Origin of the sequence: Pseudomonas chlororaphis subsp. aurantiaca, assembly GCF_013466605.1 — a bacterium.
In the GTDB taxonomy this organism is placed as follows: domain Bacteria; phylum Pseudomonadota; class Gammaproteobacteria; order Pseudomonadales; family Pseudomonadaceae; genus Aquipseudomonas; species Aquipseudomonas chlororaphis_I.
Window position 1 is genome coordinate 6,791,402 of sequence record NZ_CP059162.1, and the last position, 16,865, is coordinate 6,808,266.

The 16,865-nt window shown below is 64.1% G+C and carries 17 protein-coding genes; 10 read left to right on the top strand and 7 right to left on the bottom strand.

What is annotated here, in order from left to right:
- Window positions 1-54: 54 nt before the first annotated feature.
- The 4 genes from uvrD (at window position 55) to H0I86_RS31210 (ending at window position 4,867) form a co-directional block, all read left to right on the top strand.
- The gene (uvrD, locus tag H0I86_RS31195) at window positions 55-2,238 is read left to right on the top strand and encodes a DNA helicase II (RefSeq protein ID WP_180923314.1); all 2,184 of its coding nucleotides are present in this window, start codon (window positions 55-57) and stop codon (window positions 2,236-2,238) included.
- Between the two features lie 292 nt (window positions 2,239-2,530).
- Window positions 2,531-3,409, top strand: coding sequence for a Tim44 domain-containing protein (locus H0I86_RS31200; RefSeq protein WP_180923315.1), 879 nt, complete (start codon window positions 2,531-2,533; stop codon window positions 3,407-3,409).
- Between the two features lie 138 nt (window positions 3,410-3,547).
- The gene (locus H0I86_RS31205; protein ID WP_007927598.1) at window positions 3,548-3,955 is read left to right on the top strand and encodes an SMI1/KNR4 family protein; all 408 of its coding nucleotides are present in this window, start codon (window positions 3,548-3,550) and stop codon (window positions 3,953-3,955) included.
- 60 nt (window positions 3,956-4,015) lie between these two features.
- Window positions 4,016-4,867, top strand: coding sequence for an alpha/beta hydrolase (locus H0I86_RS31210; protein WP_180923316.1), 852 nt, complete (start codon window positions 4,016-4,018; stop codon window positions 4,865-4,867).
- Here the strand turns inward: H0I86_RS31210 and H0I86_RS31215 are convergent.
- Window positions 4,864-6,627 (bottom strand): cation:proton antiporter, encoded by a 1,764-nt coding sequence (locus H0I86_RS31215; protein ID WP_180923317.1) that lies wholly within the window; start codon window positions 6,625-6,627, stop codon window positions 4,864-4,866. The two genes, H0I86_RS31210 and H0I86_RS31215, sit on opposite strands and share 4 nt — an antisense overlap.
- A gap of 266 nt (window positions 6,628-6,893) precedes the next feature.
- Here H0I86_RS31215 and H0I86_RS31220 point away from each other — a divergent pair, with 266 nt between their 5' ends.
- Window positions 6,894-7,376: an acyl-CoA thioesterase gene (locus tag H0I86_RS31220; protein WP_007927601.1), complete on the top strand. Its 483-nt coding sequence runs from the start codon at window positions 6,894-6,896 to the stop codon at window positions 7,374-7,376.
- Window positions 7,377-7,438: 62 nt separating this feature from the next.
- On the opposite strand, the gene pdxY is transcribed toward H0I86_RS31220, so the two are convergent.
- On the bottom strand, window positions 7,439-8,311 hold the full coding sequence (pdxY, locus tag H0I86_RS31225; protein WP_180923318.1) for a pyridoxal kinase PdxY: 873 nt from the start codon (window positions 8,309-8,311) through the stop codon (window positions 7,439-7,441).
- A gap of 116 nt (window positions 8,312-8,427) precedes the next feature.
- Between pdxY and H0I86_RS31230 the strand changes: the two genes are divergently transcribed.
- Window positions 8,428-8,823 (top strand): DUF3301 domain-containing protein, encoded by a 396-nt coding sequence (locus H0I86_RS31230; protein WP_180923319.1) that lies wholly within the window; start codon window positions 8,428-8,430, stop codon window positions 8,821-8,823.
- 147 nt (window positions 8,824-8,970) lie between these two features.
- Here H0I86_RS31230 and H0I86_RS31235 read toward each other — a convergent pair whose 3' ends face one another.
- The 4 genes from H0I86_RS31235 to dksA form a co-directional block, all read right to left on the bottom strand.
- Window positions 8,971-9,933, bottom strand: a complete 963-nt coding sequence (locus tag H0I86_RS31235) for a CobW family GTP-binding protein (protein ID WP_180923320.1) — start codon at window positions 9,931-9,933, stop codon at window positions 8,971-8,973.
- Between the two features lie 161 nt (window positions 9,934-10,094).
- The gene (locus tag H0I86_RS31240) at window positions 10,095-10,805 is read right to left on the bottom strand and encodes a DUF1826 domain-containing protein (RefSeq protein ID WP_258019376.1); all 711 of its coding nucleotides are present in this window, start codon (window positions 10,803-10,805) and stop codon (window positions 10,095-10,097) included.
- On the bottom strand, window positions 10,805-12,013 hold the full coding sequence (gene zigA, locus H0I86_RS31245) for a zinc metallochaperone GTPase ZigA (protein WP_180923321.1): 1,209 nt from the start codon (window positions 12,011-12,013) through the stop codon (window positions 10,805-10,807). The genes H0I86_RS31240 and zigA overlap by 1 nt, the downstream gene beginning before the upstream one ends.
- 32 nt (window positions 12,014-12,045) lie before the next feature.
- Window positions 12,046-12,450, bottom strand: a complete 405-nt coding sequence (dksA, locus tag H0I86_RS31250; RefSeq protein ID WP_180925940.1) for an RNA polymerase-binding protein DksA — start codon at window positions 12,448-12,450, stop codon at window positions 12,046-12,048.
- A gap of 134 nt (window positions 12,451-12,584) precedes the next feature.
- Between dksA and H0I86_RS31255 the strand changes: the two genes are divergently transcribed.
- Window positions 12,585-12,965: a glutamine synthetase gene (locus tag H0I86_RS31255; RefSeq protein ID WP_180925941.1), complete on the top strand. Its 381-nt coding sequence runs from the start codon at window positions 12,585-12,587 to the stop codon at window positions 12,963-12,965.
- A 116-nt stretch (window positions 12,966-13,081) separates the two neighbouring features.
- Here H0I86_RS31255 and H0I86_RS31260 read toward each other — a convergent pair whose 3' ends face one another.
- Entirely contained in the window at window positions 13,082-14,302 is a 1,221-nt protein-coding gene (locus H0I86_RS31260; protein WP_180923322.1) for an N-acetylmuramoyl-L-alanine amidase, read from the bottom strand.
- A gap of 129 nt (window positions 14,303-14,431) precedes the next feature.
- Between H0I86_RS31260 and folE2 the strand changes: the two genes are divergently transcribed.
- The 3 genes from folE2 to H0I86_RS31275 are packed head-to-tail and all read left to right on the top strand — an operon-like array spanning window position 14,432 to window position 16,859.
- A complete protein-coding gene (gene folE2, locus H0I86_RS31265; protein ID WP_180923323.1) occupies window positions 14,432-15,328 on the top strand; it encodes a GTP cyclohydrolase FolE2 in 897 nt (298 codons plus the stop codon).
- On the top strand, window positions 15,325-15,993 hold the full coding sequence (locus H0I86_RS31270; RefSeq protein ID WP_180923324.1) for a metal ABC transporter ATP-binding protein: 669 nt from the start codon (window positions 15,325-15,327) through the stop codon (window positions 15,991-15,993). Before folE2 ends, H0I86_RS31270 begins: the two co-directional genes overlap by 4 nt.
- Window positions 15,993-16,859, top strand: a complete 867-nt coding sequence (locus H0I86_RS31275; protein WP_009051646.1) for a metal ABC transporter permease — start codon at window positions 15,993-15,995, stop codon at window positions 16,857-16,859. The genes H0I86_RS31270 and H0I86_RS31275 overlap by 1 nt, the downstream gene beginning before the upstream one ends.
- The last annotated feature ends 6 nt before the right edge of the window (window positions 16,860-16,865 follow it).

Here is a 16,865-nt window from a genome sequence, read left to right on the forward strand (position 1 = left end):
GGCTAAACCAAAGCTTGGTTTGCCCGGTGTGCGCCAGCCCCCTAGAATGCCCCGATGCGCGACGATCTCTCCCTTCTGCTGAACTCCCTCAACGATGCCCAACGCCAGGCCGTAGCTGCCTCCTTGGGTCGTCAGTTGGTCCTGGCCGGTGCTGGCTCCGGTAAAACCCGAGTGCTGGTGCACCGTATCGCCTGGTTGATCCAGGTCGAGAACGCCTCGCCCCACTCCATCCTGTCGGTGACCTTCACCAACAAGGCCGCTGCCGAGATGCGCCAGCGCATCGAGCAATTGATGGGTATCAACCCGGCCGGCATGTGGGTCGGCACCTTCCACGGCCTGGCGCACCGCCTGCTGCGGGCGCACTGGCAAGAAGCCGGCCTGAGCCAGACCTTCCAGATCCTCGACAGCGACGACCAGCAACGCCTGGTCAAGCGGGTGATCCGCGACCTCGGCCTGGACGAGCAGCGCTGGCCGGCCCGGCAGGCCCAGTGGTTCATCAACGGGCAGAAGGACGAAGGCCTGCGTCCGCAACACATTCAAGCCAGCGGCGACCTGTTCCTGGCCACCATGCGCGGCATCTACGAAGCCTACGAGGCCGCCTGCCAGCGCGCCGGGGTCATCGACTTCTCCGAGCTTCTGCTGCGCGCCCTGGACCTGTGGCGCGACCACCCGGGCCTGCTGGCGCACTACCAGAAGCGTTTCCGCCATGTGCTGGTGGACGAGTTCCAGGACACCAACGCCGTGCAGTACGCCTGGTTGCGCCTGCTGGCCAAGGGCGGCGACAGCCTGATGGTGGTGGGCGACGACGACCAGTCGATCTACGGCTGGCGCGGCGCGAAGATCGAGAACATCCACCAGTACTCCGAAGACTTCCCGGACACCGAAGTGATCCGCCTGGAGCAGAACTACCGCTCCACCGCCGGCATCCTCAAGGCCGCCAACGCCCTGATCGCCAATAACACCGGGCGCCTGGGCAAGGAGCTGTGGACCGACGGCGGCGAAGGCGAAGCGATCAACCTGTACGCCGCCTTCAACGAACACGATGAAGCGCGCTACGTGGTGGAAACCATCGAAAGCGCCCTGAAGACCGGCCTGGCCCGCAGCGATATCGCCATCCTGTATCGCTCCAACGCTCAGTCGCGGGTGCTGGAAGAAGCGCTGCTGCGCGAGCGCATTCCGTACCGTATCTACGGCGGCCAGCGCTTCTTCGAACGCGCCGAGATCAAGAACGCCATGGCCTACCTGCGCCTGCTCGAAGGTCGCGGCAACGACGCGGCCCTGGAGCGGGTGATCAACGTGCCGACCCGCGGCATTGGCGAAAAGACTGTCGAAGCGATTCGCGAGCACGCGCGCCACAGCCATGTGTCGATGTGGGAAGCGATGCGCCAGCTGGTGGTCAATAAAGGCGTGACCGGACGCGCCGCCGGCGCCCTGGGCGCCTTCATGGAACTGATCGAGCACCTGGCGACCGTGACCGCCGAGATGCCGTTGCACCTGATGACCCAGACCGTCATCGAGCAATCCGGCCTGATCGCCTACCACGAAGCGGAAAAAGGCGAGAAAGGCCAGGCCCGGGTAGAAAACCTCGAGGAACTGGTCAGCGCCGCGCGCAACTTCGAACATACCGAAGAAGACCAGGAGCTGACGCCGCTGGCGGCCTTCCTCGGCCACGCTTCGCTGGAAGCCGGCGACACCCAGGCCGACGAGCACGAAGACAGCATCCAGCTCATGACCCTGCACAGCGCCAAGGGCCTGGAATTCCCTTACGTGTTCCTGGTGGGCATGGAAGAAGGCCTGTTCCCGCACAAGATGAGCCTGGAAGAACCCGGCCGCCTTGAAGAAGAACGCCGCCTGGCCTACGTCGGCATCACCCGGGCGATGCAGAACCTGGTGATGACCTACGCCGAAACCCGACGCCTGTACGGCAGCGAGACCTACAACAAGGTGTCGCGTTTCGTACGGGAAGTTCCGAAGGGGCTGATCCAGGAAGTGCGCCTGTCCAACAGCGTCAGCCGTCCGTTCGGCGGCGGCCAGTCGCAGAGCACCAGCAGCCTGTTCGGTGGCAGCGAGATCCCGGACACCGGCCTCAGCCTCGGCCAGGCCGTACGCCACTCGGTATTCGGCGACGGCGTGATCCTCAACTTCGAAGGCGCCGGCGCCCAGGCCCGGGTCCAGGTGAACTTCAGCGAAGGCAGCAAGTGGCTGATGCTCGGCTACGCCAAGCTCGAAGCCATCTGAAGCCTCGACTCCGACTTCGCCATGCAAGGGCGATGCTTCTGAACGAGAAGCGACCCGCGACATGGGGCGGAATCGGCCCGATCGGCGCCGGCAGTGAGACTGCTGGCGCCGGGATGTTTTGCCACTGAACCATCGCATCCGCCCAACGGACAAACCTGTACAGGGCCCACTTGCCTCGACCGAAGCTGAACCGCGGCTGTCAGGCAAAAGCCCGAAACACTCTGCCGCTAGCCAGTGACACTTCACCTGTGCAACATGGCGCGCGTGCCATCCACAAATGGGAATTCCCTTTATGAAACGTTTTCTTAGCATCGCCATGGCGTTGTGCATCGGCCTGACGATGAGCCTCGACGCCAACGCCAAGCGCTTTGGTGGCGGCAAAAGCGCCGGCGCTGCACCGACCCACCAGACCAGCCAAATGGCTCCGTCCTCTTCCGGCATGGGTCCTGCCGCCGCGACCGCAGGGGCTGCCGGTGCCGCGGGCGCTGCCACCAAGGCCAGCGGTGCTTCGCGCTGGCTCGGCCCATTGGCCGGTATCGCCGCAGGCGGCCTGCTCGCCTCCATGTTCATGGGCGACGGCTTCCAGGGCATGCAGATCTTCGACATCCTGATCATGGCGGTCATCGCCTTCCTGGTCTTCCGCTTTATCGCCGCCCGTCGTCGCAAGCAGCAGGAGCAGTACGCTCCAGCCGGCCACGCGCCGATGCAGCGTGAAGCCTTCGAGCCAAAACCGGCCTCCGGTTCGATCTTCGGCGGTTCGGCTGCACCTGCCGCCGCGGCCCGTCCGGTGATCAACGCCCCGGCCTGGTTCAACGAAGAGCGTTTCGTCGAAGCCGCGCGCAACCACTTCCAGTCCCTGCAGCAACACTGGGACGCCAACGAAATGGACAAGATCGCCGAGTTCGTGACCCCGCAGATGCTGCAGTTCCTGAAGCAGGAACGTGCCGATCTGGGCGACGGCTTCCAGTCGACCTACATCGACAACCTCAATGTGCAGCTTGAAGGCGTCGACGACCGTGCCGACAAGACCATCGCGACCCTGACCTTCACCGGCGTGTCGAAGAGCTCGCGTTTCGACCAGGGCGAAGCGTTCAGCGAAAGCTGGAACATGGAGCGCGCCCAGGGCGAAAACCAGCCTTGGCTGGTTGCAGGTATCCGCCAGAACGGCTGATCCTCTCCAGTGTCACATCGCTAATCGCAAAACCCCGGCTCAGGTCGGGGTTTTGCATTTCACGATTGCACTTATAGCGAGCTACTGTATAAACCGCCGTCTATTAAACCGCGCCATAGAGCTAAGAGGACCCAGGCCGTGGAAGAAGTCATCGAGCAACTCCGTGAAGCAAACGAACCGGTACCCGTTCCCCTGGAACTGCCGGATGAAGACCTGCTGGTGGAAATCGAAGAACAGCTGTTCATCAATATCCCCTTCGTCTTCAAAGAGTTCCTGTTGACCGTGAGCGATGTCGTCTACGGCAGCCTGGAGCCGGTCACCGTGACCGACCCGCAATCCCACACCTACCTGCCGGAAGTGGCCGCCACCGCCTGGGACATGGGTGTACCGCGCGAGCTGATCCCGATCTGCCAGGACGGTGACGACTACTACTGCGTCGAGGAAGACGGCACCGTGGTGCTCTGGTCCGGCGAAGAAGAGCTGATCACCGAAGAGTCCTGGGAATCGGTGTGGCACTGGGCGCGGGACGTCTGGCTGGAAAGCTGATCGGCCTTGCACGGTTTCGCCCCGCGGGCGCAGGCGCATGGATCGACTGCCGCCCGTTGCATGACGCTCGCAAGCGGTCGCCCCACCCGGTTGATCGCCGCATTGACGCTACTCGCCAGCAGCCTGCTGGCGGGTTGTCAGTCGCCGATGGCTCAGTTGCAAAGCCTGAGCACGCAATACGCCCATCAAGTCGAAGTCCTGCCCACCTCACCCTTCCCGCTTGCCAGCAGCCTGCCCCTGCGCTTACCCAAACAACCCCGCCTGCGCGTCTATCTTGAAGGCGACGGCCATGCCTGGGCGACAGCCCGCCAACCCAGCCTCGACCCCAGCCCGCAGCACCTGCTGATGGCGCAGTTGGCATTGAGCGATCCCCGCCCCAGCGTCTATCTGGCCCGCCCCTGCCAATTCGTCAGCGCGGCCGACTGTACGGCAGCCATCTGGACCGACCAGCGCTTTTGCGCAGCGGTATTGCGCAGCCTCGACCAGGCCCTCGACCGCCTCAAGCAGCGTTATGACAATCAGGATTTCGAGTTGATCGGCTATTCCGGTGGCGCGGCACTGGCCCTGTTGTTGGCCGCGCGGCGAGACGACATTGCCCAGGTGCAAACCCTGGCCGGAAACCTGAGCCCTCGGCTATGGGCCAATGCGCTGGGGCTGAGCCCGTTGCACGGCTCCCTCGAGCCGCTGGACCAGGCACCCAAGCTGGCCCTGGTAGCGCAACGGCATTTGCTCGGCCAGGCCGACCGCAACGTGCCTGCCAGCCTCTACCCCGCCTATCGGCAGGCGCTGGGCACGAAAGCCTTGTGCGTGCAATCCGTCAGCCTGCCCGGGGTCACCCACGACCAGGGCTGGCTCGAAGCCTGGCGACACTGGCGCGACCAGCCCTTGAGTTGTGCATCACCCGGCAATTAGTGCCCGTTGTCTTGCTTGTGGTTATCCAGGGTCTCCAGCAGCGCCACCTGCATCCGGGTGTGCACGCGGATGAACCAGCGCCACAGCAGCGCAGCCACCGCCGCCGTCACCACCGCGATCAGCACCAGCAGCTCGGTGGTCGGCAGGATGCTCGAAGACAGCGCCGCCAGCAGCAGGAAGATCACCAGCAACGACAGCACCGGAATCACCTCGGCGATCACCCGGCGCACGCGTTGGGTATGACGCCCGGCCATTTCCGGCTTCACGCCCATCTCCGCCAGCAGCATCGACAGGGCCTTGAGCTTGCGATAGGCGGCGATCAGGAACGGCAGCGACAACAGCAGCGCCCCACCCCAGATCAGCGCCTTCTGCCAGCTTGGATCGCCGATCCAGTCCTGCAGGTATTCGCCGATGCGCGCGGCGAAATAACCGCCGGAGAAGAAGATCGCCACCACCAGCGCCAGGTTGACCCCGACCTGCAACAGGATCCGCCGGATCATCGACGCCAGCAGCGCACCCTCGCCGTGCGGCTGGATGCTGCGCAGCCATTCGCCGTACAGGCCCAGCACCCGGCTCAGGCGGGTCGGCATCACGGCGGCGAGCTTCAGCGACAGCGGGTCGGCGCCGCGGATCAGGTAAGGCGTGAGCAAGGTGGTAATGGCCGACACGGCGACCGCCACCGGGTAGAGAAAATCGCTGGTGACCTGCAGGGTCATGCCCAGCGCCGCGATGATGAAGGAGAACTCGCCGATCTGCGACAGGCCCATGCCGACCCGCAGCGACGTGCGGCCATCGTTGCCGGCGATAAAGGCGCCCAGTCCGCAGGACAACATCTTGCCCAGCACCACCGCGACGGTGATCACCGCGATCGGCCAGGCGTATTGCAGGAGGATCTGCGGGTCGATCATCAAGCCGATGGCGACGAAGAAGATCGCGCTGAACATGTCGCGAACCGGCTCGATCAGGCGCTCGATCTTCAGCAATTGCCGCGACTCGGCCATGATCGCGCCGATCAGGAAGGCGCCGAGCACCATGCTGTACTCCAGCTTGACCACCAGCAGGCAGAAGCCGAAACACAGCCCCAGCACAGTGATCAGCAGCATCTCGTTGCTTTCGAACTTGGCGACGTAGGCCAACAGCCGTGGCACCAGCAGAATGCCGATGACCAGGGCGACGATCATGAACAACGAGAGCTTGCCGACGGTGGAGAACACTTCCCCGGAGCTGACGGTGCCGCTGACCGCGATGCTCGAGAGCAAGGCGATGATGCCGATGCCGAGGATGTCCTCGACTATCAGTACGCCGAAGATCAGCTGGGCGAAGCGCTGGTTCTTCATCTTCAGGTCGTTGAGCGCCTTGACGATGATGGTGGTCGAGGAAATCGCCAGGATCGCGCCGAGGAACAGCGAATCCATGGTGTTCCAGTCGAACCAGCGGCCGATCTCGTAGCCGATCCAGATCATCAGCACGATTTCCATGAACGCCGCGATAAAGGCCGTGGCGCCGACCTTGAACAGCTTGCGCAGGCTGAACTCCAGGCCCAGGCAGAACATCAGGAAAATCACCCCCAGCTCGGCCAGGGTCTTGATCGTGTCTTCGTCGTGGATCAGGCCGAACGGCGGGGTGTGCGGGCCGATGATGAAGCCAGCGACGATATAGCCGAGGACCACCGGCTGCTTGAGCCGGTGGAAGAGAATGGTCACCACGCCTGCGACCAGCATGATCACTGCCAGGTCCTGAATAAAGCTGATGGCATGCATGGCGTGGGGCTCCTTGGGGTCGTTTTGTTGCGTGCGACGCGGCTTGTTACGCAACCTGCCGGCCAGCGGGAAAAGCCCTTGGGACGGGCTTTTGAAGGTTAACATCGCGATTTGTGCCAGAAAGGCGGTGCAATATATGGAAACAGATAGATCGCCGCGTGACGGCGACCGCGGGCGCAGCGTCCCGTTATCGATGGTTTGAAACGCTGACCTAAGCACCCGCAGAGGTGCGCCCCGCAACCCCTGCCTTAACCCGTGAGTGTGCTATGGAACCCGGAAACGCCCAGCTGTCGATGACGGTATTGATGACCCCTGACATGGCCAACTTCTCAGGCAATGTCCACGGCGGCACCCTGCTCAAGTACCTCGATGAAGTCGCCTACGCCTGCGCCAGCCGTTATGCCGGCCGTTATGTGGTGACCCTGTCGGTGGACCAGGTGATCTTCCGCGAGCCGATCCACGTCGGCGAACTGGTGACCTTCCTGGCCTCGGTCAACTACACCGGCAACACTTCGATGGAAGTCGGTATCAAGGTGGTCACCGAGAACATCCGCGAGCGCTCGGTGCGCCACACCAACAGTTGCTTCTTCACCATGGTGGCCGTGGACGACCAGCGCAAACCTGCCGCCGTACCGCCCCTGCAACCACAAACCAGCGAAGACAAGCGCCGCTTCATGCAGGCCCAGCAACGCCGGCAGATCCGCCAGGAGCTGGAAAAGCGCTATCAGGAAATCAAGGCCGACGCCTGATGGTCCAAGACAGGCTCGCGCCTACCGCGCTAGCCTGTTCGCGATAAACCCCGCGCAATCCGTTACAGCTCGATCGGCACCGCCTCGAACCGCACCCGTGGATGGGTGATCCGGTCCTGGGCCCGTACCAGCTGCAGCTCGTAACTGGCGCAGGCCTGGGTTTCCAGCAGCACTTCATGCACCGCCGCGGCAGTGAACTCGAACGCCGCCACCAGGCTGTCGCCCAGCAGCACCCGGGCCAGGAACAGACCAGAAGTCAGGTCGCCCACGCCCACCGGCTGGCGCGGAAATGCCAGCAGCGGACGACGCAGGTGCCAGCTGCCTTCGGCGGTCACCAGCAGCATCTCGAAGCCGTCCGGCAGCTTGCCCGGGTAATCCAGATGCTTGACCAGCACTGCTTTCGGCCCACGGGCCAGCAGCGCCCGGGCCATGGCCAGGCAGTCGAACAGCGACTGCGGCTTGCGTCCGGCGAAGCTGTCCAGCTCCAGCTGGTTGGGGCAGAGGAAATCCGCCACGGCCGCTGCTTCTTCCAACAGGAAGTCGCTGACCTCCTGCGGCACGCTGCAGCCCTTCTCCGGATGGCCCATCACCGGGTCGCACAGGTACAGGGCCTTGGGGTTGGTCGCCTTGATCCGCTCCACGCCACCGAGGATCGCCCGCCCCTGCGCCGCGCTGCCCAGGTAGCCGGACAGCACCGCATCGCAGTTGCCCAGCTCGCCGATGGCGGCAATGCCTTCCACCAGCTCCGGAATCTGATGCGGCGACAGCACTTCGCCGGCCCACTGGCCGTATTGCGTGTGGTTGGAGAACTGCACGGTATTGAGCGGCCAGACATTCACCCCGACCCGCTGCATGGGAAACACCGCGGCGCTGTTGCCGGCATGGCCGAAGACCACATGGGACTGGATCGCGAGCAGATGAGGCGTACGTTTCATTCGGGTCATTCCGTAAAACGATTGAAATTCGAGCCGCGCAGTATGCGACTAAACCCAACCTGTACGACAGACCGAAGACGCAGTTAAGCTGGTGCAACTTCGTTGGAGCGCACCTCATGCTGACCCTTGGAAACATTTTCGTGCTGATGCTGCTGGCGACCGGCGCCGCCTGGCTATGGCACAACCACGGCCTGCGCGAGCGGGCGCTGGAAAGGGTCAAGCAGCACTGCGCACGGCTCGATATCGAGCTGCTGGACGGCAACGTGGCATTGAAACGCATCGGTTTCGTCAGGGACGCCAGGGGTCGTCGGCGCCTGGCCCGGATCTACAACTTCGAATTCACCGTCACCGGCGAAACCCGCCATGCGGGGACCATCACCCAGTTCGGCGCCCACAGCGCGCAGATCGAGCTGGCGCCCTACCCGATTGCAACGCCAGCACCCCCACCCGTGCCGACACGCAGCGCCGAGGTGATCGAGCTGAGCCAGTGGCGTGAAGAGCGCAGCAAGTAAGCTCAGCGCGCCATTGCTTCTGTAGGAGCGGTCGGTCGACGCTCGATTGCTCGCGATAGCCGCGAAGCGGCGGTCTATCCGCTACTCCGCGTCATCGTTGACATTCTTCGCGGGTAAGCCTCGCTCCTACAGATGCATCAGATTGGATTACCGGCAGCACTCGGCCAGGGATTTTTGCAGGGCGGCCACGTCTTGCGCCTCGCTGAAGATCAGCTCGATACGTGAATCGCGGCGCCATTCGCTGGCTTGCCAGTGTGGCGCGGCGTTATCCAGGGCGTTGCCCGAGACCCAGCCATCGGCACCGTGGACCACCAGCTTGGCCCGACGCCAGTCGAGGCTCGCCAACCATTGCTCTACATGCCGAACATCGAACACCCGGCTCGGGTGCCAACGCCACCCGATGCTCCAGCCGCCCTCCTGGGCCTGGCTCAGGCAGATGGGTTGGGCCGGATCGGTCCAGATCGCCGGCAGCTGCGCCAATCCCTTGGGGACTTCGAAAGCCTCTACAGCCGCCCCCGCCTGAACGTCCGCGCCCGGCAAACGATCCAGCGGCAAGGTCCCGCGAGTGGTCCAGAACACCGGACAAGCCGGCAACTGCTCGAGAATGCCCTGACGCTGCCCCCCATCGAGCCCCTCCTCCTTGTTCAGCAGCAATAGACCAGCGCTGGACAGCGCCTCCTGTTGGGCCCGCGGCAGCGGCTTGCCGGCCGCCAATGCCTGGGCATCGAGTACCAGTACACAAGGTTGCACGGCCAGGACCTTTTGCCAGGGCGCCTCGCGCAATTGCTGGAGCAGCTGCGCGGGGTGCCCCAGGCCGGAAGGTTCGATAAACAGGCGGTCGGGCCGGGCCTTGCGCAACAGGCGCCCCAGGCCCACCTGGAACGGCGCGCCGTTGACACAGCACAGGCAGCCGCCGGCCACCTCGCCCAGGGCGATACCGTCCTCGTCCCGGGTCAGCAGCGCCGCGTCCAGGCCGATCTGGCCGAACTCGTTGATCAGCACCGCCCAGCGCTCATTGGCCGGGCGCTGTGCCAACAGGTGCTGGATCAGGCTGGTCTTGCCCGCGCCGAGGGGGCCGGCGATGACGTGGGTGGGGATGTTGTGCAGCATGGGTGGAGCGCTCGGAAAGAAGGTGATTGATCCTACGCGCTAACCCGCGGCAACGAAATTCCCGTAGCCGCAGACTGCAATCGGCAGCGAAGCGAAGGTGCCCTTGAGGACGTCGAAAGGCGTTGCGCGCCTTATCGCAGCCTGCGGCAGCGGCTACAGGATCAGCCGAGCCAGTCCAGGGTGAGGATCAGCCGGCGTTCGCCGGGAGCCGGTTGCGGTGAGCGGTGGATCAGGCCAAAGCCCTCGTTGCCCAACCATTTCTCACCTTTGAACAGGGCCACCTCGCCGCTGGCGATCTGCTGGATCAGCGCGGCATCCGTGGGTTCGGCCTCGGCCTGGCCCAGTTGCCGGCGGTCCATCGCGCCCTCGCACAGCCATTGGCTGCCAACACCGGCATAAGTGGTGATCAGCCGTACCGGCACATGGTCGACATGAAAACGCGGGCACATGGCCTTATCCAGCACCCGCAGGCGCAGGCCGACGCGCTTGGCGCCCAGCAGGCAGGCAAAGGCGCTGACCAGCCAGGCGACATCGGCGATAAAGCCGTCGTATCCCTGCAGATCGCTGAAGCCGGAGGCCAGGCCGCGCAGGTTCGGCTCGGCATCCTCACTGTCGAGTTCCAGCGACAGCGACTCGGCCAGCGGTTCGTTCAGCGACAGCAGCAAGGCGCCGAAATCGGCGATATGCGCCGGCAACTGGCGCCGCCACAGGGCCAGGTTGACCTCATCGTCCAGCACCTCGGCGAGGACGATGGGGGCCGGGCCGGAGACCTGGCGGCGTGTCGGCTTTTGCAGGGTTGGCCGCAAGACTTCTGCCCCCGCAATCGAGCGTCGACCGGTTACTTTCACAGGGCTCAGGGATAGGTAAGACATCAAGCCGCAGCCTCTTCATGCCAGGGGCCGAACGGGTCGCGCATCAGGCGCCAGCCCTCCACGCCCAGGGCCATTTCGTCGTCAGTCAGCAGGCAGTCGTCGAGTTCGGCGGTGAGCCGGGCGAAGTCGATGTTCTGGCCGATGAACACCAGTTCCTGGCGGCAGTCGCCGGTGGCAGCGGTCCAGTTCTGCATGATCGCCGCGGTGCTTTCCGCGTCCTGCGGCCAGTGCTGCTTCGGCACGAAACGCCACCAGCGCCCGGCGAAACCATGACGCATCAGACCGCCAGCCTGAGACCAGCTGCCCGCCTCCTGATGCTTGCTGGCGAGCCAGAAAAAGCCCTTGGAACGCAACAGCTTGCCGTTGATCCAGGGGCGGTTGATGAAGTCGAAAAAGCGCTGCGGATGGAACGGCCGCCGCGCCCGGTAGGCGCTGGAGGCGATGCCGTACTCCTCGGTTTCCGGCATGTGCTCGCCGCGCAGTTCCTGCAACCAGCCCGGCGCCTGGGCGGCCCGCTCGAAGTCGAAACGGCCGGTGTTGAGGATCTTCGCCAACGGCACTTCGCCCATCACCATGGGGATGATTTCCGCCTGGGAATTGAGGCGTTCGAGGATGGCGATCAGCTCCTGGCGCTCGTCGCTGCCGATCAGGTCGATCTTGCTGATCAGGATCACGTCGGCGAACTCGATCTGCTCGATCAAAAGGTCGGTGATCGAACGCTCGTCCTCCTCACCCAGGGTTTCGCCACGGGACGCCAGGCTTTCCGCGGCCTGGTAATCGAGCAGGAAGTTCATGCCGTCGACCACCGTGACCATGGTGTCCAGCCGCGCGATGTCGGCCAGGCTCTGCCCCGCCTCGTCGCGAAAGGTAAAGGTCTCGGCCACCGGCAGCGGCTCGGAAATGCCGGTGGATTCGATCAACAGGTAATCGAAACGCCCGTCCCTGGCCAGCTTGCCGACCTCTTCCAGCAGGTCTTCACGCAGGGTGCAGCAGATGCAGCCGTTGCTCATTTCGACCAGTTTTTCTTCGGCGCGGTTGAGGCTGACATCGCGCTGTACTTCGCTGCCGTCGATGTTGATTTCGCTCATGTCGTTGACGATTACCGCCACCCGCAGGTTGTCGCGGTTGCGCAGGACGTAGTTGAGCAGCGTGCTTTTGCCGGCGCCGAGAAAGCCGGACAGCACGGTAACGGGGAGACGGTCGGTCATCGGGGGTCCTCATCGGGGGCTGGGTGGCTGGGTCAGATCGCCCGTTGGTGGCGTTCGCGCAGCTCTTGGCGTTCTTTGGCTTCGATACACAGGGTGGCGGTGGGCCGCAGCAGCAGGCGCCTGAGGCCAATGGGCTCGCCGGTTTCGCGACACCAGCCGTACTCGCCGCGGGCCAGGCGCTCCAGGGCTTCGTCGATCTTGTCCAGCAGCTTCTTTTCCCGCTCCAGCAGGCGCAATTGCCACTGACGTTGTTCCTCGGCGCTGCCGATATCGGCGGGGTCACTATGGGGTTCCTGCTCGCGCAGTACCTCGAATTCACCGTCGATGCGCTCTTGCAGCTCGACGCGCTGGGCCAGCAGCAGATCACGGAAATAGTCCTGCTGGACGTCGTTCATGTAGTGCGCCTCGGGTTGGGCGAGAAGTTGCGCTTCGGTCATCGGGCGTTCAGTCATGGTGGGTCACGGATCAGGTTTTATTTAATGTTATAGTATAACAATACAAATAAGCCAACCCTCTCTTGCCGCCCGCGACGAAGGGCGGGATGCTTGAGCACCCCTTGCCGAGAACGCCGATGCGCAATGCCCTGAAATACACGCTGCTGGGCCTCTCCTTGCTGGTCGTGGGCACTGCCAACGCGCAAGTACCCAGCGCCCTGGCCACCTGCACCCGCAGCGCCAACCTGCTGGCCTGCGTGGATGCCGAAGGCAACGCCTACAGCGTCGCGACCGCGGGTAGCACCACCTATCTGCGGGGGTACGAGGTCGCCGGCAAACGTTATTGGGCGCAGACCAACAGCCGCTACGGTCAACTGACTTTCTTTACCGGACTGGCCTCCGACGGCGAAGCCTGGGTCGGCTACAGCCAACGCGTCGGCTGGACCACCCGCAACCGTTTTTCCAGTTCCGGTGGCAGCAGCGGCAAGTTCACTTGCAGCCGGATCACTGGCTGTTGAGCAGAGCATTTTGTAGGAGCGAGGCTTACCCGCGATGAACGCTTGCGCGGTATAGCTGATGCACCGCAGCGTCTTCATCGCATGCAAGCTGTGCTCCTACAGAAGCCTGGGCGGCGTCAGACCTGGGCTTTTTTCTGCTCCTGCAACCAGGCCATGTAGCTGTTCACCGGCGGGTTCTTCTGGAAGTAGCTCTGCAAGCCCGCGAACAACCCGTCGGCAATCGCCTGCTGGTGCCGCGCGGTCACCAGGCGCTGGCTGTCGCGGCGGTTGGAAATGAAGCCGGTCTCCACCAGGATCGAAGGCACGTCGGGGGACTTGAGCACCGCGAAACCGGCCTGTTCCACGCGCTTCTGATGCAGGGTGGTGATGTCCGCCAGGCTGCCCAACACGGTGCTGCCCAACTGCAGGCTGGCGGCGATGGTCGCGTTCATCGACATGTCGAGAATCACCCCGGCGAGCATCGGGTCCTTGTCTTTCAGATTGAGCAGGCTGGTGGCGCCCAGCAGGTCGGCGCCGTTCTCCCGCTGCGCCATGAAGCGCGCCGTGGCCGAGGTGGCGCCACCTTCCGACAACGCATACACCGAGGCCCCGGACGCCGTCAGGCGCGGCGCCGCATCGGCGTGCACCGAGATAAACATGTCGGCCTTGTGCTTGCGGGCGATCTCCACCCGCTTGCGCAGCGGCACGAAGAAATCGTCGTTGCGCACCAGCTTCACATCGAAGCCCTTCTCACGCTTCAGCCGCTTGGCCAGCAGCTGGGCGATCGACAGCACCACATCCTTCTCCCGCTCGCCCCGGGCGCCGACCGCCCCCGGGTCCTTGCCGCCGTGGCCCGGGTCGACCACGACGATGATGTCGCGCTTGGGATGCGCCCGGTCCGCCGGTGTTTCACGCGGCAAAGCCGGGGCGGTGACCGCTGCGATCTGCTGTGGAACACGGCTGGCGTTGCTCAGGTCAAGCACCAACCGGTGGCCCTGGCCGTCCTGGGGCGGCAGCAAAAAGCTGTCGAGCCGCTGCGGTTCGGACAGGTCGAGGACTATCCGCGTATCGCCCTGGCCAAAGTGCCCGGAACGGATCGAGCGAATCGGCGTGTTGGCCAGGGCCAACTGGCTGAAATCGCCACTGAGCTGCGCGCCGCTGAGGTCGATGATCAGCCGTTCGGGCGCGCTGAGAGTGAAGGTCTTGTATTGCACCGGCCCACTCAGATCGAGCACCAGGCGCAGCTTGTCGGCTGAGTTCCATAACCGCAGGTTGCGAATCTGGGTGGCGGATACCCCCAAAGGCAGAACCAAGGCCGCGCTGGCCAACAGCAGGTTGAGCAACTGACGTCTGTGCATGACTTACACCGCAGATTGAGGAGCATCCGTGCTCGATAAGGCTTGGTGAAAAAACGTTCAGGAAAAGGTTTCATCGACCGCACTGTTATAATATAACATGGCGAATTGTTTCCAACGATGGACCTGCTCATGAATGCGCTGACTCTGCCGGATATCGCCGCGCAGGCCGCACGCCAGGCCCTGCCCCTTGAGTGGGTGGGCATGTGTGGCATTGCCTTACCTGTGTTGTTTGATGGCCAGCGGATTGGCGCAAAAGCGGATGCCGGCGTCAGCCTCGACGATGGCGAAGCACGCGGCATTCATATGTCGCGCCTGTATCTGGCACTGGAAATGCTCGAACAGGAAAACCTCACCCCGCGCCTGATGCGCCAGGTACTGCAACGTTTTCTCGACAGCCACGACGGTCTGTCCAGCAACGCCTACCTGCGAATTCATACCGATCTGCTGCTGAAACGCCCGGCCTTGATCAGCCCATTGGCCGGCTGGAAAACCTATCCGGTGAGCATCGAAGCACGTCTGAAAAACGCAATGTTCCACGTGGAACTAAAAATCGAGGTGCCTTATTCCTCTACCTGCCCCTGTTCCGCCGCGCTTTCCAGGCAGCTGATTCAGCAGCAATTCATCGATGACTTCGCCAACCGGCAGCTACAGCACGAAGACATCCTGGCCTGGCTCGGCTCATCGAAAGGCATAGTCGCCACCCCTCACAGCCAGCGCAGCAGCGCGCAATTGCAGTTGCGCCTGGACGATTTTCTCGATGAGTTACCGCTGATGGCAGCGATCAACGACGCCGAGGCCGCCCTCGGTACCGCCGTGCAAACCGCGGTGAAACGCGCCGACGAACAAGCCTTTGCCCTGGCCAATGGGCAAAACCTGATGTTCTGCGAAGACGCCGCGCGCCGCCTGAACCTCGCCTTGCAACGCTCGCCCGGCATCCGCGCCTTCCAGGTGCGCGTGGTTCACGCCGAAAGCCTGCACGCCCACGACGCGGTAGCGGAAAGCCGCTGGAACTGGGAGGCCGCATGATCGTCCTGCAATCGCTGCATTGGGGCGCGCCCGGCCAACCGCTGACGCCAGCGCTCGACCTCGAGCTGAAGCCCGGCAGCCTGACCGCCATCATCGGTGCCAACGGCTCGGGCAAAAGCAGCCTGCTGAAGGTCATCGCCGGCCTGCAAAAACCCTTGGCCGGGAAAGTCAGGTTGCAGGTTCCCCGCCGTGGCGGCCTGTCCTTTCTGCCGCAGCAGCAATACCTCGACCGGCAGTTCCCCATCACGCTGCAAGAGCTGGTAGCCGCCGGCTTCTGGGGCGATCGGCAAAGCTCGCAACAACGTGCCGAACGCCTGCAGCGGGTGCTCGAAGACTGGTGCCTGAGCGGCCTGGAACAACGCCCGTTGATGGCCCTGTCCGGTGGCGAATTGCAACGCGCCCTGCTCGCCCGCCTGAGCCTCGCCGATGCCCCGCTGTTGCTGCTGGACGAACCCCACGCCGCCCTGGACGAACTGGGCCAGGCCCTGTTGTGGAAACACATCCACAGCTGGCAGCAGCAAGGCCGCACGCAAATCGTGGTCTGCCATGACCTCGCCGCCGTGCGCCAACACACCCCCCAGACCCTGGTGATCAAAGCCAGCGGATGCCTGTTCGGCAGCAGCGAGGAACTGATCGTCCAGCCCCTGCGGATGCAGGTGGCCTGATGCTCGCCGCCGCCCAGCTCTGGCAACCCTTCCACGAATTCGTGTTCATGCGCCGGGCGTTGCTCGGCGGCCTGGTGCTGGCGTGCAGCACCGCGCCGCTGGGGGTGTTTCTGATCCTGCGGCGCATGAGCCTGATCGGCGACGCCGTGGCCCATGGCATTCTTCCCGGCGCGGCGCTGGGCTTCTGGTTCGCCGGGTTGAGCCTGCCGGCGCTGACCTTCGGCGGCCTCGGTGCCGGCCTGGGCATGGCCGGGCTGGCCGCCTGGATTACCCGGCGCACCGGTTTGCGCGAAGACGCCAGCCTGGCCGCGATCTACCCGATTTCCCTGGCCAGCGGCGTGCTGATTCTCGGCCTCGCCGGCAAGCGCCTGGACCTGCTGCACCTGCTGTTCGGCTCGGCCCTGGCGGTGGATGGGCCGACCCTCGACGGCATGCTCTGGGTCTCCGGGTTCAGCCTGGTGGCCATGGCGCTGATCTACAAAGCGTTGCTGCTGGACACCCTCGACCCGCTGTTCCTCAACAGCGTCAGCCGCCTCGGCCCCCTCGCCCATGGCCTGTTCCTGACCCTGGTGGTGCTGAACCTGGTGATCGGTTTCCAGGCCATCGGCGCCTTGATGGTGGTCGGCCTGATGATGCTGCCGGCCGCCGCCTCACGCTTCTGGAGTCGCCGCCTGCCGGTGCTGATCGGCATTGCCGCGCTGCTCGGCTGCCTCTCGGTATGGCTCGGCCTGTTGCTGTCGTTCCACTACTCGCTACCCAGCGGCCCGGCCATCGTCCTGGTGGCTGGCGGCCTGTATCTGCTGTCCGTGGTGTTCGGTCCGGTGCACGGTCTGCTGCGCCGCCCGCCTTTGCTCACATCCCCATGAGGTGTT